The sequence below is a fragment of the Nonomuraea sp. NPDC048826 genome (genome assembly GCF_043198225.1).
Taxonomy (GTDB): domain Bacteria; phylum Actinomycetota; class Actinomycetes; order Streptosporangiales; family Streptosporangiaceae; genus Nonomuraea.
Genome location: NZ_JBICUQ010000001.1, coordinates 775,863 through 798,778, shown reverse-complemented (window position 1 = coordinate 798,778; position 22,916 = coordinate 775,863). Strand labels below are relative to the sequence as shown.

Here is a 22,916-nt window from a genome sequence, read left to right as displayed (position 1 = left end):
TCCCATGGTCAGGATTGGCATCGTCATCGGCAGCACCAGGCCCGGCCGCGTCGCGGAGGGCGTCGCCCACTGGGTGCACGATCTGGCGGTCAAGCGCGGCGACGCGGACTACGAGCTGGTCGACCTGGCGGACTACGCGCTGCCGCACCTGGACGAGGCGCTGCCGGCCGCCACCGGGCAGTACGCCCAGGACCACACCAAGGCGTGGTCGGAGCGGATCTCCGGGTTCGACGGGTTCGTCTTCGTCACCCCGGAGTACAACCACTCGACCTCGGGCGCGCTGAAGAACGCCATCGACTTCCTGTTCGCCGAGTGGGCGGACAAGGCCGCGGCCTTCGTCAGCTACGGCGTCGACGGCGGCGCCCGCGCGGCCGAGCACCTGCGTCAGGTGCTCGGCCAGCTCAAGGTCGCCGACGTGCCCGCCCAGGTCACGCTCTCGATCTACAACGACTTCGAGGACTTCGTCGTGCCGCGCCCCGGCCCGCAGCACGAGGAGCGGCTCACGCTCATGCTCGACCAGCTTCTCTCCTGGGCGGCGGCGCTGCGCCCGCTCAGGGTGTGAAGTAGCGCAGCACCTCGGGGTTGGCCATGGCGTCGGGGTTGGCCGCCTGCTCGACGGGGGTGCCGAGCAGGATCTTGCGTACCGGCACCTCCAGCTTCTTGCCCGACAGCGTGCGCGGGATGCCGGGCACGGCGTGGATCTCGTCGGGCACGTGCCGGGGCGACAGCTCCTTGCGCAGCGCGGTGCGGAGCGCCTGCTCCACCTCCGGGGTCAGCTCGGCCCCCTCGGCGAGCGTCACGTACAGCAGCAGCCGCCCCTCCTTGCCGAGCTGGCCGGTGTCGATGACAAGACTGTCGGCCACCTCGCCGAACCGCTCCACCACCCGGTAGAACTCGCTGGTGCCCATCCGCACGCCGCCCCGGTTGAGCGTCGAGTCGGAGCGGCCGTAGATGACGCAGCTGCCGTCGTCGTTCAGCTTGATCCAGTCGCCGTGGCGCCACACGCCGGGGTAGACGTCGAAATAGCTCTCGCGGTAGCGCTCGCCGTCGGGGTCGTTCCAGAACATGACCGGCATCGAGGGCATCGGCTCGGTGATCACCAGCTCGCCGACCTCGCCCACGACCGGCCGGCCGGCGGCGTCGAAGGACTCCACCTTCGCCCCCAGCGACCGGCACGGGATGACCCCGGCCCTGATCGGGTGGAGGAGGGTGGCCCCGACGAAGCCGGTGCAGACGTCGGTGCCGCCGGAGAACGACCCGATCGGCACCCCGGGCAACTGCTCGGCCACCCAGGCGAACCCCTCGGGCGGCAGCGGCGACCCGGTCGAGCCGACCCCGCGCAGCCGCTCCAGCCCTTCGGGGACGATCTGGGCCTTCATCGAGGCCATGATGTACGGTGCGCCCACCCCGAAGTAGGTCACCCCTTCCGAGGCGGCGATCCGCCACAGCACGGCGGGCGACGGATGGGCGGCCGAGCCGTCGTAGAGCACCGCGGTGGCGCCCACCAGCAGGGCGCCGACGAGGTAGTTCCACATCATCCAGCCGGTGGTGGTGTACCAGAAGAACACATCGCCCTCGCCCAGGTCCTGGTGGAAGGAGAGCGACTTGAGGTGTTCGAGCACGACGCCGCCGTGGCCGTGCACGATCGGCTTGGGCAGCCCGGTGGTGCCGCTGGAGTAGAGGATCCAGAGCGGGTGGCCGAACGGCACCGGCTCGAACTCCAGCGGCCCCTCCTCCGCGCGCAGCCCCTCCCAGCCGATCACCTCGCCGTGCGGGATCTCGCGGGTGCTCAGCGGCGCGGGCGCGGCCTGCTGCGGCGGCAGCCCCTCCTCGGCGGCGGCGAGGTACGGGATCCACACGGTGGCGCGCAGGCTGGGCAGCCCCGCGGCGATCTCGTTGACCGCGGCGGTGCGGTCGAAGGTCTTGCCGTTGTAGCGGTAGCCGTCGACCGCGATGAGCACCTTCGGCTCGATCTGCTTGAACCGGTCGATCACGCTCGGCACCCCGAAGTCGGGCGAGCCGGCCGACCAGACGGCGCCGAGCGAGGCGGTCGCCAGGAACGCGATCAGCGCCTGCGGGATGTTCGGCAGGTAGCCCGCCACCCGGTCGCCGCGCCGCACGCCGAGCCGCACCAGCCCGGCCCGGACCCGGGCGACCTCCTCCCGCAACTGGGCGTACGAGATCTCCTGGCGGGCGCCGTCCTCGGAGACGAACACCACCGCGGTGCCTTCGGTGCGCCGCAGGGCGTTCGCGGCGTAATTGACGGTGGAACCGGTGAACCATTCGGCCCCCGGCATCGTCCCAGTGATGACGGGCCCGTCACCACGCTCCCCGACCACCCCGAAGTAGTCCCAGATCGACGACCAGAACTCCGCCGGGTGGTCCACCGACCACTGCCACACCTCTTCGTAGGCGGCACCCGGGCGGCCGAGCCACTCCAGATAGCGTGTCAGCTCGGCGCGCGCCACGATCTCGTCGGTCGGTTCCCAGAGAAGTGCACCTTCAGCAACCATGTGCCCCATCCTGTCGACAGGCCGGGCGGTTTTCCTACCCACGCTCCCACATAACTTGCCGGCGTCTCAGGTGGTCCACCGCCATATGCGCGGCCGTGCCGATCACCGCGTCGGCGCGCGGGTGGTTGAGCGCGGCGCTGAGCGAACGGGTGACGACCGCCACCGCGTAGCGGCCGCCGTCGGGATACTCGACCACGCCGGCCTCGCCGCGGACCGTCGGGAGCGTCCCGGTCTTCCCGCTGACCGCCACGTCGTCGTACGGGAACCCGGAGGCCAGCCGGTGCGGCCAGACCTGCAGGTTGAGCACGGTGCGCATCCACGCGCAGGACCGAGGCGAGGCGGCCTCGTCGCGCCAGATCAGCCCGAACAGGCGGGCCAGCTCGCGCGGCGTGCTGCGGTTGGTGCGGGCGGGGTCGAGCGCCCGCATCCGGTCGAGGTCCTCCGGGTCGAGGTACGGCCAGCCGTGCCCGGTGTCCTCGGCCATGCTCGCGTTCGTCTCGCCGGCGGTCATCAGCACCCGGGTGACCTCGAACCCGAAGCCCTCCAGCATGGCGTTGACCGCGTCCATGCCGACCAGGCCGAGCAGCGTGTCGGCGGCGGTGTTGTCGCTCACCGCGATCATCAGGTAGGCCAGGTCGCGCAGCGACATGGTGACGTCGTCGAGCATGGCCGACAGCCCCGTCGGGCCGGGGGCGCGGCCGGCGGACGTGACGGTCACCCGGCTCGCCAGGTCGAGCAGCCCGGCGTCGGCCTGCCGGGAGAGCTCGACCAGCAGCGCCACCTTGAACATCGAGGCCATCGGGAGCCGCTCGTCGGCGCCGTGGCCGATCTCCTGCCCGGAGTCGAGGTCGGTGGCGAACAGCCAGCCGGTCACGCCCGCCACCCGGAACAGCTCCGCGAACGCCGGCCCGGTCATGCCAGCATCCCCGGCCTCCGGACGACCCGCCGCACGGGGGCCGCCGCCTCGTCCGTCATCCCGGCGCGCTCCTTCAGAGTCCGTACGGCCAGCGCGGAGAAGTCCTTGACCGCCGCAGTCTCGGCCCGCCAGGCCGTGGAGACCCGGTAGGCGATGGGCGAGCCTAGCAGCGGCCGCCAGGCGAGGCCCGGCACCTCGGCCCTGGGCGCGAACGCCACCGCCATCCCGGCCAGCACGAGCCCCAGCCCGGCGCCCTCGTGCACCTGGCCGGGCACGTAGCCGTGGCGGCGGCACTCGGCGAGCGTCTCGGCGTGCAAGCCCGGCTCTCCCTCTCTGGGCGGCATCACCAGCTCCCGTCCGGCCAGGTCGGCCAGGTGCAGCTCGCCCGACCGGGCCAGCGGGTCGCCCGCGGCCAGCAGCACGCCCTGGGGCTGCACCAGCAGCGGGCCGAAGCCGAGCCCGGGGGCGTTCACCGGGTGACGCACCAGGCCCACGTCGATCGTGCCTCCGGCCAGCGCCGTCGCCTGCTCGGCCGTCCAGATCTCGGCGGGTGTCAGCCGTACTCCCGGGTTGGTCGCGCGGAAGCCCTCGACCAGCGCGGCGATCACGGCGGCGGCGAGGTCGGGCGGGACCCCGACCCGCAGCGCGGCGCCCGCGCCGTGCCGGGCCAGCTCGTGCAGCCGGTCGACCCTGGCCACGATCTCCCTGGCCTCGCCGAGCAGCAGCCGGCCGGCCTCGGTCAGCCGGACCTGGCGGCCGCCCCGGTCGAACAGCCGCACCCCGAGCTCCTCCTCCAGGCGCTTGATGCGCTGGCTGAGGGGCGGCTGGGCCATGCCGAGCCGGATGGCGGCGTTGCCGAAGTGGAGCTCCTCCGCGACGACGGTGAAGTAGCGGAGGTGCCGGACCAGGTCCATGGCCAGCCACTATATCCAGATATATATCGATCAAGGTCATATATCACTATTGGACAGCCGTGTCCGGGCTCTGCTGTCCTCGACGCATGGCATCACAATTGGGGGAGATGTACGACTATCTGCGGCCGGAGGAGCCGCCCCGGCGCAGGAGACGCAGGTGGCCGTGGATCGGGGCCGCGATCATGGTGCCGGTGGTCGCGGCGGGGGCCCTATGGGCGCTGCGCACCACCGGCTCGCCGGAAGAGGTGGCCGGCGCCTACCTGAGCGCGTGGAGCGCGGGCGACTACGCGGCCATGCGGGAGCTGGTCGCCGACCCGCCCGCCGACTTCGAGCGCCGGCACCGGCGCTTCCTCGCCGACCTGAAGGCCGAGGACATCACGCTGCGGCGGCACGTGCCCAACGGCGTCTTCGCCGCGAGCGCCGCCGACCTCGGCGCGGTCAGCTTCCAGGCCACCGTGCAGGGCGCGGCCGACTGGAGCTACGAGAGCGACCTGAAGGTCGTCGAGCGGGACCGCACCTGGAAGATCGACTGGAGTCCGGCCGCCCTCCACCCCGAGCTGACCGGGAAGCGGTCCATCCGGGTGACGCGGGTGAAGGACGAGCTCCCGGCGGTGCTGGCGGCCGACGGCACCCGCGTCGACACCCCGGGCACGCCCGGCTCGGTGCAGCAGCTCGTCGCGGGGCTGCGCGAGACCTTCCCCGACCGGTTCGCCGACAGCGCCGCACACCACGTCCAGCTGTACGAGGGCGGCAGGCTGCTCAAGACCCTGTCGGGGACGCGGAAGAAGGAGCCGGTGCGCCTCACGGTCGACCTGAAGGTGCACGCGGCCGGCGCGGCGGCCCTGGAGGACGTGACCAAGCCCGCCGCGCTGGTGGCGATGCGGCCCTCCACCGGGGAGATCCTGGCCGTGGTGAACAAGCCGGGCGGGTTCAACCGGGCGCTGCTCGGCAAGTATCCGCCCGGCTCCACGTTCAAGGTGGTGACCGCCGCCGCCCTCGTCGCCGGCGGGACCGAGCCGGACGCCGACGTGTCCTGCCCGGCCGAGCAGAACATCGGCGGCTTCCCGTTCCACAACGCCGGGTTCAAGGACTTCGGCACGCTGTCGTTCCGCGACGCGTTCGCGCACTCGTGCAACACCACGTTCGGCGACCTGACGGTGTCGGAGCTGGGCGCCGAGCGCCTGACGGAGGTGGCGCGGACCTTCGGCTTCGGCGAGAAGATCGCCCCCGGGGTGCCGGCGGTCAAGGCCGAGTTCCCCGCCCCGAAGGACGCCACCGACCTCGCCTCGGCCTCCATCGGGCAGGGCAGGGTGCTGGCCAGCCCGCTCAACATGGCGTCGGTGGCCGCCGCGATCGCCGACGGCGCCTGGCGTCCGCCCCGGCTCCTCGCCGAGGGACAGGCGCCCGGCCACACGCTGCGGCCGCGCACGCTGGAGCCCGACGTGGTGGCCGCGCTGCGCGTCCTCATGCCCGCCGTCGTCACCGACGGCACCGCGCACGCCGTACGCTTCCCGCCCGGCACCGCGGGCAAGACCGGGACCGCGGAGTACGGGTCGGGCGCGGAGCCGCCCTCGCACGCGTGGTTCATCGGCTACAAGGGCGACCTGGCCTTCGCCGTCGTGGTGGAAGGCGGCGGCGCGGGCTCCGCCGTGGCGGCCCCGATCGCGGCCCGCTTCCTGCGCGAACTGCCCTGACGCCGCTCGCCTCGCGGCCCTGATCAGCCTGCTATGCGGTCGGTGGGGCTGGTCAGGGCGGCCACCGCCGCCACCACCTCGGCGGCGTTCGACAGATCGGGCAGCACGACGTCGGCCCCCGCCTCGCGCAGCTCGGCCGCCGTCGCGCGGCCAGAGGCCACCGCGATCATCCGGGCCCCGCCGATGCGGGCCGCCTGCACGTCACGCGCCGAGTCGCCGATCATCACGGTGTTGGCCGAGGTGAACGGGACGCCCAGGCGCGCCTTGGCCCGGCCCTGCGTGACCTGCAACAGGCTCGCCTTCGGGTAGGGCTCCTCGCCGTAGCCGCCGAGCTCGAAGTCGACGTACTCGTCGAGCCCGAACGCCTGCAGCTTGAGCACCGCGTTGCTCTTGATCGTGCCGGTCAGCACCGCCTGGGTGGCGCCGTCGAGCCGGGCCACGGACCTGAGCGCGTCCTTGGCCCCGGCCATCACCCGGCCCTCCTTGGCCAGCCGCCTGCGCCGGTCGGCGAAGGCCGAGGCCAGCGCGTCGAGGAACCGCGGCAGGTGACCGTCGTCGGCGACGACGCCGTTGACGGCCAGCGTCTCGAAGATGATCTCGGAGTCGGGCCGGCCCATCGGCGGCACCAGCTTGACCAGCGGACGCCCGGTCACGGCGCGGAACGCCTCGGCGTAGGCGTCCCTGGTCACGATCGCCACGTCGACCAGCGTGAGGTCGACGTTCCACAGCACCAAGCGGTTGATGGCAGCCTCCTGTAAGCGAGCACTGCCCAGATTAGGGCCGACGCGGCGACCGGGGCTCCGATCCGGCCGGATCAGGCCGGATCAGGCATGGCCGAGCGCTTCGGCGAGGGTGTCGACGACCGGGAAGCCGGTCGTCTCCAGCTCCGCCCTGGTCGACATGCCGCCGGTGTAGAGCACCGCGCGGGCGCCCACGTGGCGGGCCGCCACCGCGTCGTCGACGCTGTCGCCGATCACCAGCACGTCGCGCGGGCGCACGTCGACCGAGGCGATGTGCGCCTCCATGTGGGCCGCCTTCTCCCCGCCGGTCACCCCGGTCAGCCCGTCGACCCGGCTGAAGTGGTGGGTGATGCCGAACGAGTCGACCTTGGGCACCAGATGGGCGTGCGGCGCCATCGAGCAGAGCGACTGCGTGCCGCCCCACGTGGTCAGCGCCAGCTCGGCGTCGACGGCCAGCCCGCAGACCTCGGCCAGCCGGAAGTAGGCGTCGTGGAAGCCCTGGTCGAGCAGCTCCCACTCGCCCTCGGTCAGCGGCCTGCCCAGCATCCGCTCGTACGCCACCCAGATGGGCCTGGTGTAGACGGCGCGGAACGCCTCGGCGGTGATCGGGGGAAGCTCGTACGGCTTGAACAGTTCGTTGGTTGCTCCGACCACGGCGTCGATGTCGTGGAAGAGCGTGCCGTTCCAATCCCAGACGATGTGTTTTGTCATATCGCCCACCAGCCTAGTCACGCGCCCAGAAGATCGGGAATCTCCTGTGTCGCGTACCACATGAGCTCGTGGGCCTCCGCGCCGTCGACGACGAAACGGGCGTCGTCGTCGCCCTTGTCGGCGTCGGGGAGTGCGGCCAGGGCCGCCTTGACGTCCGCGACCGCGTACGCGTCGTCGACGTGCACGGCGGCCACCTTGGCCAGCGGGACCGGCTCGGCGACCCGCACCCTGCCCTTCTCCTCCAGGTCGGCGCTCGCCTGGACGGCGCGGTCGGCCACCTCCGCGACCACCACGACGCGGCGGGGGGCGGCGTGCACGCCGTCGGCCAGGTCGGCGGCGAGCATGCGCAGCGAGGCGCGGGCGGCCTCGGTGAGGGCGACGTACTCGAGCTCCTCGGTGTCGCCGGAGGCGTACCACTCGATCAGCGCGGGCGTCACCGCGTATCCGGTCAGCGGGGCGGGCCCCAGCTCACCGGCCTCGACGACCCTGGCCAGCGCCGGCAGGGTGCACGGCAGGTAGACGCGCATCAGGAACCTTTCGCAGCTTGCACGGGCACCATCATGCCCGTCGCAACGGCAGCCGGAGGAGAGACTCGAGTTCCCCGATGGTCGTGTCAGGGTCGCGGTGGTGGATCCCGGCCATGCCGAGCCCGCGGGCGGCCACGATGTTGGCCTCGATGTCATCGATGAACACGCACGACTCGCCCGGCTGCCCGATCAGGTCGAGCGCGTGGTGGAAGATGCGCGGCTCGGGCTTGCGCATGCCGACCTCGCCGGAGATCACGACCGCGTCGAAGACCTCGTCCCAGCCGTCGCGTTCGTAGGTGTTGGACCAGGAGTTGGACAGCAGGCACGTCTTGACGCCGTGCCCGCGCGCCTCGCGCAGCATGTCGTACATGGCCTCGACCCGCTCGAACCCGGCGAACATGCGCGTCAGCAGGCCGTCGGGCGCGGGCGGGACGCCGTCGAGCGTCAGCAGCCGGGCCGCCAGGTCGTGCTCGAAGGCCGTCGCGTCGAGCTCGCCGCGCTCCAGGCCGTGGATGAGGTTCTCGCCCTGGCCGTTGTAGGCGGCGTCCACGAGTTCGCGCATGACCGTCCGATAGTGCTCGCCGTCGATGCGGTCGGCGACAATCCACTTGGCGATGGAGTCGGACATGCTGGTGGTCAGCACCCCGCCCCAGTCGATCAGCACCCCGGTGACCACGTTTCCTCCTTCGGATCGGGTTCCAGGGTAGAGGGTCGCACGACGGAAACTACCGGCGGGAAACCCCACATAACGGATCACCGAATCCCGCTCAGCGTACGCGGGCCGCCAGCCTGCGGTGCTCGGCCGAGCGGACCACCTCGGCCGCCTTGTCCGCCGAGACGACGGGCGTCTTGCCGAGCAGGCCGCGGTTCTTCTTGAGCGTGAGGATCCGGGCGACCGACTGGTCGAGCCGGGCCTCGGAGATCCGGCCGGACTCGACCGCCTTCACCACCGATTGATACTGCTTCGGCAGGTCGTTCGGCATCAGCAGCAGGTCGGCCCCGGCCAGCACGGCGCGGACCGCGACCTCGCCGTCGTCGTACTTCACCCGGGCCCCGGCCATGTTGAGCGCGTCGGTGGAGATGACGCCCTTGAAGCCGAGCTCCTTCCGCAGCAGCCCGGTCAGGATCGGCTTGGACAGCGTGGCCGGGTCGCCCGACGGGTCCAGCTTGGGGAAGACGATGTGCGCGGTCATGATCGCGTCGACCCCGGCGGCGATGGCCGCCCTGAACGGCGGCGCGTCCAGGCGCTCCCACTCGGCCCTGGTGTGCTTGATGATCGGCAGGCCGGTGTGGCTGTCGATCCGGGTGTCGCCGTGGCCGGGGAAGTGCTTGGCAGTGGACGCCACCCCGGCGGCGTCGAAGCCCTTGACCGCGGCGGCGACCATCTTGGCCACCTCCGGGGGCTTGTTCCCGTACGCGCGCCGTCCGATGACCGGATTGCGCGCGTCCACGTTGACGTCGGCCACCGGCGCGAAGTCCAGGTTGACGCCGAGCGCGCGCAGCTCCGCGCCGGTGGCCCTGGCCACGTCGCGCGCCAGCGCGGGCTTGCCGGTGGCGCCGATCTCGGCGGCTCCGGGGAAGCGGGTCATCACCGCCGACATCCGCGACACCAGGCCGTTCTCCTGGTCGGTGCCGATCAGGAGCGGGACGTCCGAGGACTTCTGCAGCCCGTTGGTCAGCCCGACCACCTGCCCGACGCTCTTGACGTTGGCCGGGAACAGGATGACGCCGCCCAGGTGGTATCTGGCCACGACCTTGGCCGGGGTCTGCGCGCCGTAGCGGGCTTGGTTCTCGCCGGAGACGGTGTCGGCGGCGGTGCCGTAGACGACCGGCATGAACAGCTGGCCCACCTTCTCGCGCACGCTCATCTTCGCCAGCGCCCGCTTGACCGGGTCGGCGGCGGGGGTCGTGCTGGCCGTGCCGGCGGCGGGGCTGCCTCCGGTCGTGGGCTCGGCGGCGGCGCTCGGCTCGGAGGCGGGCGGTTTCGCGGCGGGCGTGACACCCGCCGCCCCGCCGCCGCACGCCGCGAGTGACATCGTCAGGAGACCTGCCGCACCGATCCGTCGAAGCATGGCTCCCACGCTATCCATGACCGGAGGATGTGCCGTCCCCTTTTCGGTCAGGGCGTCGAGGCGATGTTCGCCAGCTCGTCCAGAATCTCTTCCGACCCCTCGCCCTCCGCCCTGATGACGATCTCCTCACCCTTGCGGACGTCGAGCGCCATGATCTGCAGGATGCTCTTGCCGTTGATCGGATCGCCGCCCGACGACCGCGCCACCGTGATGTCCATCGGGGCCTTCATCGCCGTCTGCACGAACGTGGCCGCCGGGCGGGCGTGCAGCCCCACCTCCGCGGCCACGGTCGCCTTCCGCTCGCCCATGGTCCTCCTTCTTCTTGCCGATCCGCCTGCTGGTCCGTACCGGTCGGACCCTTTCACGTCCATCGGAACAACTCGTCGCCGGCCCGCACCGCGCCCTGGGCCAGGGCCGTGACCGCGCCGTCGAGCGCGTCCAGCGCCACGACGGGGCAGACGGGCGAGCGCCCGCCCGCCTCGACCTCGGCGGGATCCCAGGCCACGACGGGCTGGCCGGCGCTCACCCGGTCGCCCTCCGCCGCGAGCAACTGGAACCCCCTTCCCTTGAGCTGCACCGTGTCGATGCCCAGATGCACCAGCACGCCTCTGCCGTCATCTCCTACGATGACGTACGCATGCGGGTGTAGTTTCATGATTTTTCCAGCGATGGGCGCGACAGCCTTGCCCGGCCCCCTGCAGGGGTCGATGGCCGTTCCCGGCCCCACCATGCCGGCCGAGAACACCGGGTCGGGCACGGCGGCCAGCCCCACCGCCGCCCCCTCCACCGGGGCGAGGACAGTCGTCATGGTGTCGCCCTCTAGCCGATGAGATCCTCGATGTCGCTCGCGATCGTGTCCGCCTCGGGGCCGACGACGACCTGCACCACGTTCCCCGCCGCCATCACCCCGTGGGCGCCCGCGGCCTTGAGCGCGGCCTGGTCGACCTTGGACGCGTCGTGCACCTCCGTGCGCAGGCGGGTGATGCAGGGTTCGATGTCGATGATGTTGCCGGCTCCGCCCAGACCGGCGATCAGCGCGTTCACGTCCGCCGCCATCAGGCCCTCCTCGTCCATGGCTGTGTGACCAGGCTACTCAGGGGCGGCGGGCCGCCCCCGGGATCAGTCTGTCTGGGTCACCTTGTTCAGGCCGCGCGGCGCGTCGGGGTCGACGCCCAGCCTTCTCGCGAGCGCCTCGGTGAGCAGCTGCCCGGGGATGACGAGCCCCATCGGGGCCACCCACTCGGGCAGCTCGGGGCCGTTCAGCGCGGCCGTGCCCGCCCCGGCCAGCGCCCTGCCGCCGCCGATCGTGTACGCCGCCGCGCCCGCGGAGACGACCCGCTCGGCCAGCGCCACCGTGCCCTGCAGCGTCGGCCCGTCCTCAGCGGCCACGAGCAGCGCCGGGGTGTCGCGGTCGACCACGGCGATCGGGCCGTGCAGCAGGTCGGCGTACGACAGGCCCATGGCGTGCAGGTAGCAGGCCTCCTTGAGCTTGAGCGCGGTCTCCAGCGCGGTCGAGAAGGCCAGGCCACGGCCGGACACGACCACGCCGTGCTTGTCGGCCAGCCCGTCGACGACCGCGTCCAGGTCGCCCGGCTCGGCGATCAGCTTCTCCACGGCCTCGGGCACCCGCAGCAGGTCGTCCTTGTCCACGTCGGCGCCGAGCCCGAGCGCCAGCACGGCCAGCGCGGCCAGTTGGGTGGTGTAGGTCTTGGTGGCGGGGACCGCCTCCTCCGTCCCGGCGACCGTGCACAGGGCCAGGTCGGCCGCCTGGGCGAGCGGGCTGTCCGGGCCGCCGTTGGTGACGCCGACGGTGGCCGCCCCGCAGTCCTTGGCCCAGGCCAGCGTCTCCACGATCTCCTCCGTACGGCCCGACTGGGAGATCGCGACGGCCAGCACGCCGTCCAGGTCCAGCTTGCGGCGGTAGGTGGTGGCGATGGACGGCGCGGCGAGCGCGGACAGCCGTCCGGCGTGCGCCTCCACCAGGTAACGGCCGTAGACTGCGGCGTTGTCGGAGGTGCCACGCGCGATGAACAGCAACTGCCGGGTCCGCTCACCCAGCGCCCGCACCTCGTCGATCCTGGGCAGCAGGGAGTCGAGCGTGGCCCGCAGCGCCTCGGGCTGCTCGGCGATCTCGCTGCGCATCTTGGTCATCTCGGGCTCATTCCTCAAGTACGGGGGTGATCAGACTTGACCCTGTTTCGCGTCATGTGGTCTAGTCCGGACTAGACCAGTACGAACCATAGCTCATCAGACAGTTCCGATCGAGGGGAGGATCCCGTGGCCCATATCGACCCGGACAGCCCGGTGCCCAAGTACTTCCAGCTCCGCGAGATCCTGCTCGACCTCATCGACAGCGACGAGCTGAGCATCGGCGCCGCGATCCCGTCCGAACGCGAGCTCTGCCAGCGCTTCGGGCTGTCGCGGATGACCGTGCGGCAGGCGGTCGACCACCTGGTCTCCGAAGGGCGCCTGCACCGGGTGCCCGGAAAAGGCACGTTCGTCGCCCGGCCCAAGATCGAGCTTGCGCTGCAGCTCACGTCGTTCACCGAGGACATGCGGGCCAGGGGCATGGCGCCCGGCTCCCGCGACCTCGACCGGCGCATCATGCGCGCCAGCGCCCACCTGGCCAAGGAGCTCGGCATCGCCCCTGGCGAGGAGGTCCACTTCATCGAACGGCTGCGCACCGCCGACGGCGAGCCGCTGTCGATCGAACGCGCCCACATCCCGGTCAAGCTCGCCCCCGACCTGGCCGACCACGAGCTGACCGGCAGATCCCTGTACGAGCTGCTGGAGAGCCGCTACGGGCTGGTCATGGACGCCGGCGAGCTGACGATCGACGGCGGGATCGCCGATCCGAGCGACGCCGACCTGCTCAAACTGCCCCGCGGCGGCGCCGTGCTGCTGCTCCAGCGCAGGTCGTTCTCCGGAGGCGTCTGCGCCGAGCTGGGCGTGTCCACCTATCGGGCCGACCGCTACCAGCTGCGCACCCTACTCGAAATGCCCGCAAGACGGGGTTGAGGGCCCGACCCGGAGGAACACCCGGTGAACGAGACCACCGCCGCCCGGCCATCGCCGTTCGCACGCCTGATGACCGTGCTGCAGAGGCTGGGCCGCTCGCTCATGCTGCCCATCGCCGCCCTCCCCGCGGCCGCCCTGCTGCTCCGCTTCGGCCAGCCCGACATGCTGGGCGGCAACGGCGCGGCGCCGGGCGGGCTCGCCGACGTGGCCGGCTTCGCCTGGATGACCGAGGTCGCCGCCGTGCTGGCCGCGGCCGGCGAGGCGCTGTTCGAGAACCTGCCGCTGCTGTTCGCGGTGGGCGTGGCCATCGGCTTCGCGCGCAAGTCCGACGGCACCACCGCGCTCGCCGCCGTGGTCGGCTACCTGGTCTTCGACCGGGTGAGCAAGGTGATGTTCGCCGGCTCGACCATCCGCGAGACCGTGACCCTGCGCCAGGTCCAGGACCAGGGCATCGTCGAGATCATCAACCACGGCATGCAGAACCCCACCAAGGTGCTCGGCGGCATCCTGATAGGGCTGGTCAGCGCGCTGCTCTGGCAGCGGTTCCACCGGATCAAGCTGCCGTCGTGGCTGGCGTTCTTCGGCGGGCGGCGGTTCGTGCCCATCCTCACCGCCTTCGTCGCGCTCGGCCTCGGCGTGCTCATCGGCTGGGTGTGGCCGATACTCGGCGAGTGGATCGGCCACGCCGGCGAGGCGCTGACCACGCTCGGGCCGCTCGGCACCGGCCTGTACGGGCTGATCAACCGGCTGCTCATCCCGCTGGGCCTGCACCACTTCGTCAACTCGATCGTCTGGCACGTGGTGCCCACCTGCGAGGTGGGCGGGCGGGTGCTCGGCGGCGACTGGAACTGCTACTTCGGCGGCGCCCCCGAGTCCGGGCAGTTCATGGCCGGGTTCTTCCCGATCATGATGTTCGCGCTGCCGGCCGCCGCCCTGGCCATGTGGCGGGCCGCTCCCCCGCACCGGCGGGCCACCGTGGGCGGCATCATGCTGTCGGCGGCGCTGGCCTCGCTCGTCACCGGCATCACCGAGCCGATCGAGTTCGCGTTCATCTTCGTCGCGCCGGTGCTGCTGGCCGTGCACGCCGTCCTCACCGGGCTGGCCATGGCGCTCACCACCCTGATCGGCGGACAGCTCGGCTTCGGCTTCTCCGCGGGGCTGCTCGACCTGCTGCTCAACGCCGGCAAGTCCAACACCCAGAACCTCCCGGGTATCCTGCTGCTCGGAGCGGTGTACGGGGTCGTCTACTACGTGGTGTTCAGCTTCCTCATCCGGCGGCTCGACATCATGACCCCCGGCCGCGAGCCGGAGCCCGACGTGGACTCGGGCGAGGCCACCCCGATTCGGTCGTGACCTCCCGGAGGGCGTGCGGGTCCGCAACGTCGGGCCCGGCCGGCCGGGGCCGCTCCAGGTCGCGGTGATGTTCTTCGCCATCCCCCGCGAACCGGGGCGTGGATCGAGGAAGTTGGCGGGCCGTGTATCCCGGGGTTCGGCCGGAACCTCTTAGTACCGTCTCTCCCTCCGAACCCCCCGAAAGGCTCGTGATGTCGCCCTTTCCCGAGGTCCACGGCTCGCTCGCGCTCGACACGCCCCTCGTCTGGGGCCCGCCCGGCGCCCTCCCCGACGAGCGCCGGCTGCGCCAGCTCGGCCAGGCCCTCGCGGAGGTCCTCTCCGGCCGCCGGCCCCCGGAGACGGTCGCCGACCGCCTCACCGACCAGGCCTACCGCGAACTGGTACGAGCCGGTCGCATGCTCGACACCCGCCGGCCCCCCTTCGTCGGCGTCCCCCATGTCAAGGAACCCCGCGACGGCGCCGTGGAGATGTGCCTGCTGGTCCACTGCGGCGAACGCAACCACGTCCTGGCCCTCCGCCTGGAACGCCGCGGCGTCCAGTGGCTCTGCACCGACTTCGAGACAGCCTGACCAGCCAGCCATGGCGCCGCTCCCTCCCGTAGAGGGCCGGTCCCGCTGTGGGCGAGCCTGATCCCTTCGGGGCGGCCCGGCGGGCCAGGACGAGCCGTGAAGACGCCGAAACCCCCGCCCGTCCTTCGGGCGGGGGCTTCGGCGATGCGTCAGTTGTTCGCGTTCTTCGGGTCGCCGTGGCAGCGCTTGTACTTCTTGCCGGACCCGCACGGGCACGGCGCGTTGCGCTCGACGTTGCCGTAGGCGGCGCGCTCGGCCGAGGTGGTGCGGACGCGGGTGTGCTCCACGTCGCCCTGCTCACCCGGGGCGGTGTACTCCAGCTCCGCCGGGCGGTCGGGGCCGCGCAGGCCGCGGGCGATGATCGAGCGCGTCTCGGCCAGCATCGGGTCTTCCTGCTCCTCGACGATGGGGTTCTCCTGAACCTCCACCTCCAGGTTGAACAGGAAGCCCACGGAGTCCTCCTTGATGCCCTCGAGCATCGCGTTGAACATCTCGTAGCCTTCGCGCTGGTACTCGATCTGCGGGTCCTTCTGCGCGTAGGCCCGCATGCCGATGCCCTCGCGGAGATAGTCCATCTCGTAGAGGTGCTCGCGCCACTTGCGGTCGAGGACCGACAGGATGACGCGCCGTTCGAGGTCGCGGGTCGCCTCGGTGCCCCACTCCTCCTCGCGCCTGGCGTACGCCTCCAGCGCGTCCTGCTTGATGCGCTCCCTGATCAGGTCGTCGGTGACGTTCTCCTGGCCGCCGGCCTCCTCGACGAGGTCTTCGAGCTTGACCGAGACGGGGTAGAGGCCCGCGAAGGCCTTCCACAGCTTCTCCAGGTCCCACTCCTCGGCGAAGCCCTCGGAGGTGGCGCCGTCGACGTAGCCGTCGATGACGTTCCCGATGAAGCCCCGCACCTGGTCGTGCAGGTCGGCGCCCTCCAGCACGCGCCGGCGCTCGGCGTAGATCACCTTGCGCTGGCGGTTCATCACCTCGTCGTACTTGAGAACTTCCTTGCGGATCTCGAAGTTCTGCTGCTCGACCTGGTGTTGCGCGGAGGCGATGGCCTTGGAGACGATGCCGGACTCGATCGGCTGCTCGTCGGGGATGTTGAGGCGCGTCATGATCACCTCGACCTTGGCCGAGTTGAACAGGCGCATCAGGTCGTCGCCCAGCGACAGGTAGAAGCGGGACTCGCCCGGGTCGCCCTGACGGCCGGAGCGGCCGCGGAGCTGGTTGTCGATGCGCCGCGACTCGTGGCGCTCGGTGCCCAGCACGTAGAGGCCGCCCAGCTCGGTGACCTCGTCGTGCTCGGCCTGCACCGCGGCCTTGGCCTTCTCGAGCGCCTCGGGGTAGGCCTTCTCGTATTCATCGGGGGTCTCGACCGGGTCGAGGCCGCGCTGGCGCAGTTCCACGTCGGCGCGGAACTCGGGGTTGCCGCCGAGCATGATGTCGGTGCCTCGACCGGCCATGTTGGTGGCGACGGTGACGGCGCCCTTGCGGCCCGCCTCGGCGATGATCGACGCCTCACGCGCGTGGTTCTTCGCGTTGAGCACCTCGTGCGGGACGCCGCGGCGCTTGAGCGCCTTGGACAGCCGCTCGGACTTCTCCACCGAGGTGGTGCCGACGAGGACCGGCTGGCCGTGCTCGTGGCGCTCCTTGATGTCGTCGACCACCGCGTTGAACTTGGCGTCCTCGGTCTTGTAGACGACGTCGGGCTGGTCCTTGCGGACCATCGGCCGGTTGGTCGGGATCGGGACCACGCCGAGCTTGTAGGTCTGGTGGAACTCGTTGGCCTCGGTGGTCGCGGTGCCGGTCATGCCCGCGAGCTTCTCGTACAGCCGGAAGTAGTTCTGGAGGGTGATCGTGGCGAGAGTCTGGTTCTCGTCCTTGATCTTCACGCCCTCCTTGGCCTCGATGGCCTGGTGCATGCCCTCGTTGTAGCGGCGGCCGTGGAGGATGCGGCCGGTGAACTCGTCGACGATGAGCACCTCGCCGTCGGCGACGATGTAGTCCTTGTCCTTCTTGAACAGCTCCTTGGCCTTCAGGGCGTTGTTCAGGAAGCCGACCAGGTGGGTGTGCTCGGGCTTGTAGAGGTTGTCGATGCCGAGCCAGTCCTCGACCTTCTCCACGCCGGACTCGAGGATGCCGACCGTGCGCTTCTTCTCGTCGACGATGTAGTCGCCGGTGCTCTCCTCGCCGGGGTTCTTCGCCTCGACGCCGCGGCGCAGGCGCGGGACGATCTTGGCGAACTCCTGGTACCACTTCCCGGACTGCTCGCCGGGGCCGGAGATGATCAGCGGGGTCCTGGCCTCGTCGATGAGGATCGAGTCGACCTCGTCGACGACGGCGAAGTTGTGGCCGCGCTGCACGCACTCGTCGAGGCCCCACGCCATGTTGTCGCGCAGGTAGTCGAAGCCGAACTCGTTGTTGGTGCCGTACGTGATGTCGGCGAGGTACTGCTTGCGGCGGTCGTCGGGCGTCTGGCCGGAGAGGATGACGCCGACCTCCAGACCGAGGAAGCGGTGGACCCGGCCCATGTTCTCGGCGTCGCGCTTGGCGAGATAGTCGTTGACCGTGACGACGTGCACGCCCTTGCCCGAAAGGGCGTTGAGATAGGCGGGCAGAGTACACGTCAGGGTCTTGCCCTCACCGGTCTTCATCTCCGAGATGTTGCCCATGTGGAGATTGGCGCCGCCCATGATCTGCACGTCGAAGTGACGCTGACCGAGCACGCGGCGCGCGGCCTCGCGTACGGTCGCGAACGCTTCGGGAAGCAGGTCGTCGAGCGACTCGCCATCCGCATGGCGCTGTTTGAATTCGTCCGTCATGGCGCGCAACTCCGCGTCGGACAGGCTCGTGAAGTCGTCCTCGATGGAGTTGACCTGGTCTGCGATCCGCTTGAGCTTGCGCAGGATCTTGCCCTCGCCGGCACGTAGGATCTTGTCGAGAATGGCTGCCACTTTATGTAAAGCTCCTCGCAGGTCTACCCCGGCGGCGCCGCCAGGAGGAGAGGCCGAGACAAACTTCCCCGCTGCCATCGTAGGCGGTTCTCCAACCAGACACAGCCACCGTGCCGACAAGGGCACAGGTCGCGTCTGGGAGAATGTTGTGAGGGCAGATGGTACGCCGGTCAAAGGCCGGTTCGCCCCGGTAACCGGGATATCCGGGCAAGAGAGGATTTGTCATGGTTGAAGGCCAGAAGTCGGAACAGACCGAGAATCTCGGCAGCCACGGCGGTCGCGCGTCCTCGTGGCTGGCCGTGACGGTGATGCTGCTGGGCACCATCGTCGGCGGGTTCGGTCTGACCATGGACAACTGGATGCTCATCTGGATCGGCGTCGGCCTGTTCGCGGTGGGCGGCGTCCTCGCCCTCGTCTTCGACATCTTCACCGACGTGGTGATCGACGCGCCCCGGGTGGGCATGCGCGCCGAAGACCACCGCTGACGGTCTCCCCCGCTGACGTCCCCCGCGAGCGGGCCCCCACTGGAGCGGCCCCTCCGGGAGACACCCTCGACGGCTACGGGTCTCAGCCTGTGAACGCCGGCCCCCGGCCACTCATTCCCCGGCGTTTCTGTCAGTGGCCGTGGCTAGCATTCCGGCCATGCTCCCCCGTACGGAATCGCAGACATGACTGATCTGACCCCCGACGAGGCGCGCCGGTTGGTCCTGCGCGCCCAGGGGCTGCTCGGGTCCGACGGCCGCCGTGGCGGGGTGCAGGGCATGCTGCGCAGGCTCGGCGCCGTCCAGCTCGACACCATCTCGGTGCTCGCCCGCTCCCACGAGCTCGTCGCCTACGCCCGGCTCGGCGCGGTGGGCAGGCCCGTCGTCGAGAAGGCCTACTGGGACGATCCGGCCCGCAGCTTCGAATACTGGTGCCACGCCGCCTGCATCCTGCCGATCGAGCACTGGCCCCTTTACGCGTTCCGGCGGCGCGCCTACCACGAGCGCCGCTACCGCTGGCACGAGGTGCCCGACAGCGTCGGCAAACTGCGCGAGCAGGTGCGCGAGAGCGGCCCGCTCACCACCGCCGACGTCGGCGGCGCCAAGAACGGCGGCCCGTGGTGGGACTGGTCCGACTCCAAGATCGGCCTGGAGTGGCTGCTCGACATCGGCGAGGTGGTCTGCACCCGCCGGGTGGGCTGGCGCCGGGTCTACGACCTGGCCGAGCGCGTGGTGCCCGCCGGCCTGCTGGCCGAGGAGCTCACCGACGAGGAGTGCGTCACCCGGCTCGCGGCCATCGCCGGCCGGTCCCTGGGCGTCGCCACCCGGGGCGACCTGATCGACTTCCTCCGCCTCCAGGGCCGCTTCGCCACCCTGCTCGACGAGGTCCTGGCGAGCGGCGCCGCCGGGCTGACGCCGGTGCGCGTGCACGGCTGGCCCACCGGCAGGGCCGGCCGCAACGGCGCGGGCGGCGGGCCCAACGCCTGGGCCGACCCGGCCGCGCTCGAGTCCGAGCCGCGCGGCCGCCACCGCACCACCTTGGTCTCGCCGTTCGACTCCCTGATCTGGCACCGCGGCCGCACCGAGCGCGTCTTCGGCTTCGCCTACCAGCTCGAGCTGTACGTGCCCAAGCACAAGCGGGTGCACGGCTACTTCACCATGCCGGTCCTGGCCGGAGGCCGCCTCATCGGCCGGGTCGACCCGGCGCGCGAAGGCACGACCCTCGTCGCCAGAAACCTCAGCCTCGAGCCGGGCCTGACCAGCGCCCGCTGGGTCGACGCCCTCCACGAGGCCCTCTGGTCGGCCGCCGCCTGGGTGGGCTGCGACTCCGTCCGCGTCGAACGCGCCGACCCTCCCCACCTCGTCCAAACCCTCAACACCACCCCAGCCCCCTGACCCCTCTCACCCCTTGGGCTGCCCGCCGTACGGGAGACCGGCTTGGGCTGACTGCGGTGCGGGAGACCGGCCGCACCCCGGCCCCTCTCCCCTCGGGCTGCCCGCCGTAGGGGTGAACCCTTCAGCAGGACCGTCAGGCAGGGCTGGGTGGGAGGGAACCGAGCCAGTCGGGCAGGTCGCCCCTGGGGTGCGGGCGAGCGAAGGGGAACCGGCCGAGGTCAGAGGTCCGGCGGGGGGCTGCGGCCGCCCGCCCTTCTCGGGAAGGGGCGGGCGGCGGGAAAGGTGGGGTTGGGTCAGGTGATTTCGAGCATGCGCTCGCGGACCGCGTAGACCACGGCCTCCATGCGGGAGTGCAGTTGCAGCTTGTCCAGGATGTTGCGGACGTGGTTCTTCACCGTGTTCTCGGAGATGAACAGCTGCTTGGCGATCTCCCGGTTGTTCATGCCCTTGGCCACCAGCCGCAGGACCTCCATCTCGCGGTCCGTGAGCCGCGGGACCGGCAGCTGTGCCGGGCGTTCGGTCTCCTTGCGGCTCATGTTGGCGAACTCGCTGATGAGCTTGGCCGCCATGGCCGGGTTGATTAACGACTGGCCCTCGTGGACGCCGCGCACGGCCGCGGGCACGTCGTTGATCTGGACATCCTTGAGCAGGTAGCCGGTCGCGCCGGCCTTGATCGCTTCGAAGAGGTCTTCCTCTTCGTCGCTCACCGTGAGCATGATGATGCGGGTGCTCGGCACCGAGGCCTTGATGCCCTTGGTCGCCTCGATGCCGTCTTGCCGCGGCATCCGGACGTCCATCAGCGCCACGTCGGGCATGAGACGGTCGGCCAGCTCGACCGCCTCCTGCCCGTCGCTCGCTTCCCCGACCACCTCTATGTCAGGCTCCGCCGCCAGCGCCAGGGCCAGGCTGCGCCTGATCAGCTCGTGATCGTCCACGATCAGCACACGGATCGGCTCGCCGCTGGATGGGCGCGCCTCGCCGGACTCGGTCACAAGGCCTCCTTGATCCGCCTCGCGACCGTCGTGTCATCGATTCGCTCGCTCATCCTCGCCTGACTGAGCTCGCTCACGTCTCCTCCTCGTCGGGGGGCCAGAGCCGTCGAACCGCCATGATGGCACGTGTGCCGCGGTTCTCGGGTGGTCGAGAAGATCTTTCTGGCGGTCCGTCAGGGCTCTACGAGCCGCAGCACACCGTAGTTGTACCCACGACGGTTGTAGACGACGGATGGCAGGCCGCTCTCCTTGTCACGGAACAGGTAGAAGTCGTGGCCGACCAGTTCCATCTCGAGGAGGGCCTGGTCGATGGTCATGGGCTCTGCTTTGTGGTGCTTCTCCCGGACGATGAGAGGGCCGTCGCCGTCCATTTCGATGGGGACGATGTCGTCGTACTGCTTCTCGTCAGGCAGCCGGTCCTCTTCGGACTCGAACTCCTCACGGGCCCGCTCCGCCTTCTGCGGCGGGGGTGTGGCCAGGTCGGGAACCCCGGCGGTGAACTCCGCCACCGAGGCGGGCTTGTGGTTGCCGTGGTGGACCTTGCGCCGGTCGGCGAGCCTGCGCAGGCGCCCTTCCAGCTTGTCCATCGCGATGTCGAGGGCGGCGAACCGGTCGTCGGCGCTGGCCTCCGCGCGGATGGCGGGGCCGCGGGTGTGAATCGTCAGCTCGACCCGCTCTCGCTGGTCGGCCACGCGAGCGTTGCGCTCCTTCGAAACCTCCACGTCGACTCGGATGAGTTTGTTGTCCAGACGCTCGATCCTGGCCAGCTTGGTAGTCACCTGGTCTCGGAACCGATCACTTACTCCCGTGTGCCGGCCCTTGACGATGATGTCCATGCAACAGCCCCCCTTCGCCTAACGACTGAGATAGAGCGCCCGACGACTTGCCTGGTGCCGGGCGGGGTCTTCTGCTGTCTGCCTTTCTCTCACCGGTACCCTCTTCCGACGACTCGTCACCGGGATCGCGGGTGGCACCCGTCCGGCCGACCTGGTCTTCGACCCCACATCCGCCTGCTGAGGGTTTCGCAGCTCTGATGCCACTACCGCCCTTCTCTCCTGACGGAGGACATCTGGACCTCCGGGGAGGCAGGACTTACCCCTAAGCCGCACCGTGATCGGACGACGAAAAGTCGCCTTACGTGGGCCGTTTTGCCTGCGGCTGGCATCGGCTAGCCGAGCCGGGAGCCCCGGCTCTGCGCAACCACGGACCCGAACGGGTGCCATGTTCAGACGCTATCCGGATCGGCGGCGAATGTCAGCCGGGGGAAGCCCCAAAGGATCACTTTCCGTGATTTTCTTGCCGGGTTACGGTCTGGTCGGATGCCCCGTTTAGTCCCTCAGCACCCCTTATGGGGCGCAGCCACATGACTCCTGAGCTGCCTACCCGGTCACCACCGGCCATGGACATGTGGCCCGGCGGCGAGGAGGCATCCTTGGCACATTCTTTACTGACTGTCACCGTAATCATTCCGTGAGATTCGGCGTGTCGCGGCGATGGTCACGGCCAGCGGCACCACCGCCCCCGCCTCCCGCAACGCCCGTGCGGCCTCCGCCAGCGTGGCCCCCGTCGTGATCACGTCGTCGACGATGACCACCCGGGCTCGTTCGGGCACGCCTTCGAGCAGACGGGCGGCGCCTGGCGATACGGAGAAGGACCCGGCCAGGTTGCGCACCCGGCCGGCGGAGCTCAACCCCGCCTGGTCGGCCACCTTCCGCCGTTGCCGCAACACGGGCCAGAGCCACGCGGGCACCCCTTGGCCGCGGAGACGGCGCACGGCCCGCTCGGCCAGCACCCCCACGTGGTCATGCCCCCGCCCTTTGACAGCCGTCCGCCTACTGGGAACCGGCACCAGGATCACCCCCTCGGCGAGCCCGCCTCCTCCAGAGATGGTGCCCGTACGAGCGAGCCCTCCCTCCCGAGAAACGGCGTCCGTACGAGCGAGCCCCCGTTCCCTGGAGGCGGCGTCCGTACGAGCGAGCCCTCTCTCCCAGGAGGCGGCCTCCGTGCCGTCACAACCGCGTACGAGCCCACTCTCCCAGGAGGCGACGTCCGTGCTCCCCCGCCCGGGAACGGGC

Annotated in this window: 23 protein-coding genes; 7 read left to right on the top strand and 16 right to left on the bottom strand. The window is 70.7% G+C overall.

Annotated features, from left to right (window positions below; genetic code table 11):
• The first annotated feature begins 4 nt into the window (after nt 1-4).
• Complete coding sequence (locus ACGFI7_RS04030) at nt 5-562, top strand: NADPH-dependent FMN reductase (protein WP_393398784.1); 558 nt, start codon at nt 5-7, stop codon at nt 560-562.
• On the opposite strand, the gene ACGFI7_RS04025 is transcribed toward ACGFI7_RS04030, so the two are convergent.
• Genes ACGFI7_RS04025 through ACGFI7_RS04015 form a run of 3 tightly spaced genes read right to left on the bottom strand, consistent with a single transcriptional unit; the run spans nt 552 to nt 4,343 of the window.
• A complete protein-coding gene (locus tag ACGFI7_RS04025; protein ID WP_393398782.1) occupies nt 552-2,513 on the bottom strand; it encodes an acetoacetate--CoA ligase in 1,962 nt (653 codons plus the stop codon). The genes ACGFI7_RS04030 and ACGFI7_RS04025 overlap by 11 nt on opposite strands.
• A gap of 34 nt (nt 2,514-2,547) precedes the next feature.
• Entirely contained in the window at nt 2,548-3,429 is an 882-nt protein-coding gene (locus ACGFI7_RS04020; RefSeq protein WP_393398780.1) for a serine hydrolase, read from the bottom strand.
• Nucleotides 3,426-4,343, bottom strand: a complete 918-nt coding sequence (locus tag ACGFI7_RS04015) for a LysR family transcriptional regulator (RefSeq protein WP_393398778.1) — start codon at nt 4,341-4,343, stop codon at nt 3,426-3,428. Before ACGFI7_RS04015 ends, ACGFI7_RS04020 begins: the two co-directional genes overlap by 4 nt.
• Before the next feature lie 86 nt (nt 4,344-4,429).
• Between ACGFI7_RS04015 and ACGFI7_RS04010 the strand changes: the two genes are divergently transcribed.
• Nucleotides 4,430-6,037: a penicillin-binding transpeptidase domain-containing protein gene (locus tag ACGFI7_RS04010; protein WP_393398776.1), complete on the top strand. Its 1,608-nt coding sequence runs from the start codon at nt 4,430-4,432 to the stop codon at nt 6,035-6,037.
• Nucleotides 6,038-6,060: 23 nt separating this feature from the next.
• Here the strand turns inward: ACGFI7_RS04010 and ACGFI7_RS04005 are convergent, their stop codons facing one another.
• From ACGFI7_RS04005 to ACGFI7_RS03965, 9 genes are all read right to left on the bottom strand, one after another.
• Nucleotides 6,061-6,768 carry an HAD family hydrolase gene (locus tag ACGFI7_RS04005; protein WP_393399608.1) on the bottom strand — a complete coding sequence of 236 codons (708 nt, stop codon included), beginning with the start codon at nt 6,766-6,768 and terminating at the stop codon, nt 6,061-6,063.
• A 93-nt stretch (nt 6,769-6,861) separates the two neighbouring features.
• Entirely contained in the window at nt 6,862-7,488 is a 627-nt protein-coding gene (locus ACGFI7_RS04000; protein WP_393398774.1) for an HAD family hydrolase, read from the bottom strand.
• 17 nt (nt 7,489-7,505) lie between these two features.
• Nucleotides 7,506-8,015, bottom strand: a complete 510-nt coding sequence (locus ACGFI7_RS03995) for a DUF6912 family protein (protein WP_393398773.1) — start codon at nt 8,013-8,015, stop codon at nt 7,506-7,508.
• A gap of 31 nt (nt 8,016-8,046) precedes the next feature.
• Complete coding sequence (locus ACGFI7_RS03990) at nt 8,047-8,691, bottom strand: HAD family hydrolase (RefSeq protein WP_393398771.1); 645 nt, start codon at nt 8,689-8,691, stop codon at nt 8,047-8,049.
• A gap of 91 nt (nt 8,692-8,782) precedes the next feature.
• A complete protein-coding gene (gene nagZ / locus ACGFI7_RS03985; protein WP_393398769.1) occupies nt 8,783-10,087 on the bottom strand; it encodes a beta-N-acetylhexosaminidase in 1,305 nt (434 codons plus the stop codon).
• Nucleotides 10,088-10,134: 47 nt separating this feature from the next.
• Nucleotides 10,135-10,395, bottom strand: coding sequence for an HPr family phosphocarrier protein (locus ACGFI7_RS03980; protein ID WP_393398767.1), 261 nt, complete (start codon nt 10,393-10,395; stop codon nt 10,135-10,137).
• A 53-nt stretch (nt 10,396-10,448) separates the two neighbouring features.
• Complete coding sequence (locus ACGFI7_RS03975; RefSeq protein WP_393398765.1) at nt 10,449-10,895, bottom strand: PTS glucose transporter subunit IIA; 447 nt, start codon at nt 10,893-10,895, stop codon at nt 10,449-10,451.
• Between the two features lie 11 nt (nt 10,896-10,906).
• Nucleotides 10,907-11,143, bottom strand: coding sequence for a glucose PTS transporter subunit EIIB (locus tag ACGFI7_RS03970; protein ID WP_393398763.1), 237 nt, complete (start codon nt 11,141-11,143; stop codon nt 10,907-10,909).
• Nucleotides 11,144-11,206: 63 nt separating this feature from the next.
• Nucleotides 11,207-12,229 carry an SIS domain-containing protein gene (locus ACGFI7_RS03965; protein ID WP_393399606.1) on the bottom strand — a complete coding sequence of 341 codons (1,023 nt, stop codon included), beginning with the start codon at nt 12,227-12,229 and terminating at the stop codon, nt 11,207-11,209.
• Nucleotides 12,230-12,364: 135 nt separating this feature from the next.
• Here ACGFI7_RS03965 and ACGFI7_RS03960 point away from each other — a divergent pair, with 135 nt between their 5' ends.
• From ACGFI7_RS03960 to ACGFI7_RS03950, 3 genes are all read left to right on the top strand, one after another.
• Nucleotides 12,365-13,105 carry a GntR family transcriptional regulator gene (locus tag ACGFI7_RS03960; RefSeq protein WP_393398761.1) on the top strand — a complete coding sequence of 247 codons (741 nt, stop codon included), beginning with the start codon at nt 12,365-12,367 and terminating at the stop codon, nt 13,103-13,105.
• A gap of 24 nt (nt 13,106-13,129) precedes the next feature.
• Nucleotides 13,130-14,458 carry a PTS transporter subunit EIIC gene (locus tag ACGFI7_RS03955; protein ID WP_393398759.1) on the top strand — a complete coding sequence of 443 codons (1,329 nt, stop codon included), beginning with the start codon at nt 13,130-13,132 and terminating at the stop codon, nt 14,456-14,458.
• A gap of 191 nt (nt 14,459-14,649) precedes the next feature.
• A complete protein-coding gene (locus ACGFI7_RS03950) occupies nt 14,650-15,027 on the top strand; it encodes an Rv3235 family protein (protein WP_393398757.1) in 378 nt (125 codons plus the stop codon).
• A gap of 149 nt (nt 15,028-15,176) precedes the next feature.
• Here ACGFI7_RS03950 and secA read toward each other — a convergent pair whose 3' ends face one another.
• Nucleotides 15,177-17,972 (bottom strand): preprotein translocase subunit SecA, encoded by a 2,796-nt coding sequence (secA, locus tag ACGFI7_RS03945; protein WP_393398755.1) that lies wholly within the window; start codon nt 17,970-17,972, stop codon nt 15,177-15,179.
• Between the two features lie 224 nt (nt 17,973-18,196).
• Here secA and ACGFI7_RS03940 point away from each other — a divergent pair, with 224 nt between their 5' ends.
• Entirely contained in the window at nt 18,197-18,457 is a 261-nt protein-coding gene (locus ACGFI7_RS03940) for an HGxxPAAW family protein (RefSeq protein WP_393398753.1), read from the top strand.
• A gap of 183 nt (nt 18,458-18,640) precedes the next feature.
• Complete coding sequence (locus ACGFI7_RS03935; protein WP_393398751.1) at nt 18,641-19,849, top strand: winged helix-turn-helix domain-containing protein; 1,209 nt, start codon at nt 18,641-18,643, stop codon at nt 19,847-19,849.
• Between the two features lie 293 nt (nt 19,850-20,142).
• Here ACGFI7_RS03935 and ACGFI7_RS03930 read toward each other — a convergent pair whose 3' ends face one another.
• The 3 genes from ACGFI7_RS03930 to ACGFI7_RS03920 all read right to left on the bottom strand — a co-directional run bounded on the left by ACGFI7_RS03930 (nt 20,143) and on the right by ACGFI7_RS03920 (nt 22,690).
• On the bottom strand, nt 20,143-20,841 hold the full coding sequence (locus ACGFI7_RS03930) for a response regulator (protein WP_393398749.1): 699 nt from the start codon (nt 20,839-20,841) through the stop codon (nt 20,143-20,145).
• Between the two features lie 173 nt (nt 20,842-21,014).
• Nucleotides 21,015-21,677 (bottom strand): ribosome hibernation-promoting factor, HPF/YfiA family, encoded by a 663-nt coding sequence (hpf, locus tag ACGFI7_RS03925; RefSeq protein ID WP_393398747.1) that lies wholly within the window; start codon nt 21,675-21,677, stop codon nt 21,015-21,017.
• Between the two features lie 608 nt (nt 21,678-22,285).
• A complete protein-coding gene (locus tag ACGFI7_RS03920) occupies nt 22,286-22,690 on the bottom strand; it encodes a ComF family protein (protein WP_393398745.1) in 405 nt (134 codons plus the stop codon).
• Nucleotides 22,691-22,916: the final 226 nt, after the last annotated feature.

Bases quoted from the DNA above. Each gene is read 5' to 3' on its own strand.
- nagZ (WP_393398769.1), bottom strand. From the start codon at position 10,087: ATGCTTCGACGGATCGGTGCGGCAGGTCTCCTGACGATGTCACTCGCG.
- ACGFI7_RS03995 (WP_393398773.1), bottom strand. From the start codon at position 8,015: ATGCGCGTCTACCTGCCGTGCACCCTGCCGGCGCTGGCCAGGGTCGTC.
- hpf (WP_393398747.1), bottom strand. From the start codon at position 21,677: ATGGACATCATCGTCAAGGGCCGGCACACGGGAGTAAGTGATCGGTTC.
- ACGFI7_RS04030 (WP_393398784.1), top strand. From the start codon at position 5: ATGGTCAGGATTGGCATCGTCATCGGCAGCACCAGGCCCGGCCGCGTC.
- ACGFI7_RS03965 (WP_393399606.1), bottom strand. From the start codon at position 12,229: ATGCGCAGCGAGATCGCCGAGCAGCCCGAGGCGCTGCGGGCCACGCTC.
- ACGFI7_RS03970 (WP_393398763.1), bottom strand. From the start codon at position 11,143: ATGGCGGCGGACGTGAACGCGCTGATCGCCGGTCTGGGCGGAGCCGGC.
- ACGFI7_RS04010 (WP_393398776.1), top strand. From the start codon at position 4,430: ATGGCATCACAATTGGGGGAGATGTACGACTATCTGCGGCCGGAGGAG.
- ACGFI7_RS04025 (WP_393398782.1), bottom strand. From the start codon at position 2,513: ATGGTTGCTGAAGGTGCACTTCTCTGGGAACCGACCGACGAGATCGTG.
- ACGFI7_RS03950 (WP_393398757.1), top strand. From the start codon at position 14,650: ATGTCGCCCTTTCCCGAGGTCCACGGCTCGCTCGCGCTCGACACGCCC.
- ACGFI7_RS04015 (WP_393398778.1), bottom strand. From the start codon at position 4,343: ATGGACCTGGTCCGGCACCTCCGCTACTTCACCGTCGTCGCGGAGGAG.
- ACGFI7_RS03935 (WP_393398751.1), top strand. From the start codon at position 18,641: ATGACTGATCTGACCCCCGACGAGGCGCGCCGGTTGGTCCTGCGCGCC.
- ACGFI7_RS04000 (WP_393398774.1), bottom strand. From the start codon at position 7,488: ATGACAAAACACATCGTCTGGGATTGGAACGGCACGCTCTTCCACGAC.
- ACGFI7_RS03975 (WP_393398765.1), bottom strand. From the start codon at position 10,895: ATGACGACTGTCCTCGCCCCGGTGGAGGGGGCGGCGGTGGGGCTGGCC.
- ACGFI7_RS03980 (WP_393398767.1), bottom strand. From the start codon at position 10,395: ATGGGCGAGCGGAAGGCGACCGTGGCCGCGGAGGTGGGGCTGCACGCC.
- ACGFI7_RS04020 (WP_393398780.1), bottom strand. From the start codon at position 3,429: ATGACCGGGCCGGCGTTCGCGGAGCTGTTCCGGGTGGCGGGCGTGACC.
- ACGFI7_RS03940 (WP_393398753.1), top strand. From the start codon at position 18,197: ATGGTTGAAGGCCAGAAGTCGGAACAGACCGAGAATCTCGGCAGCCAC.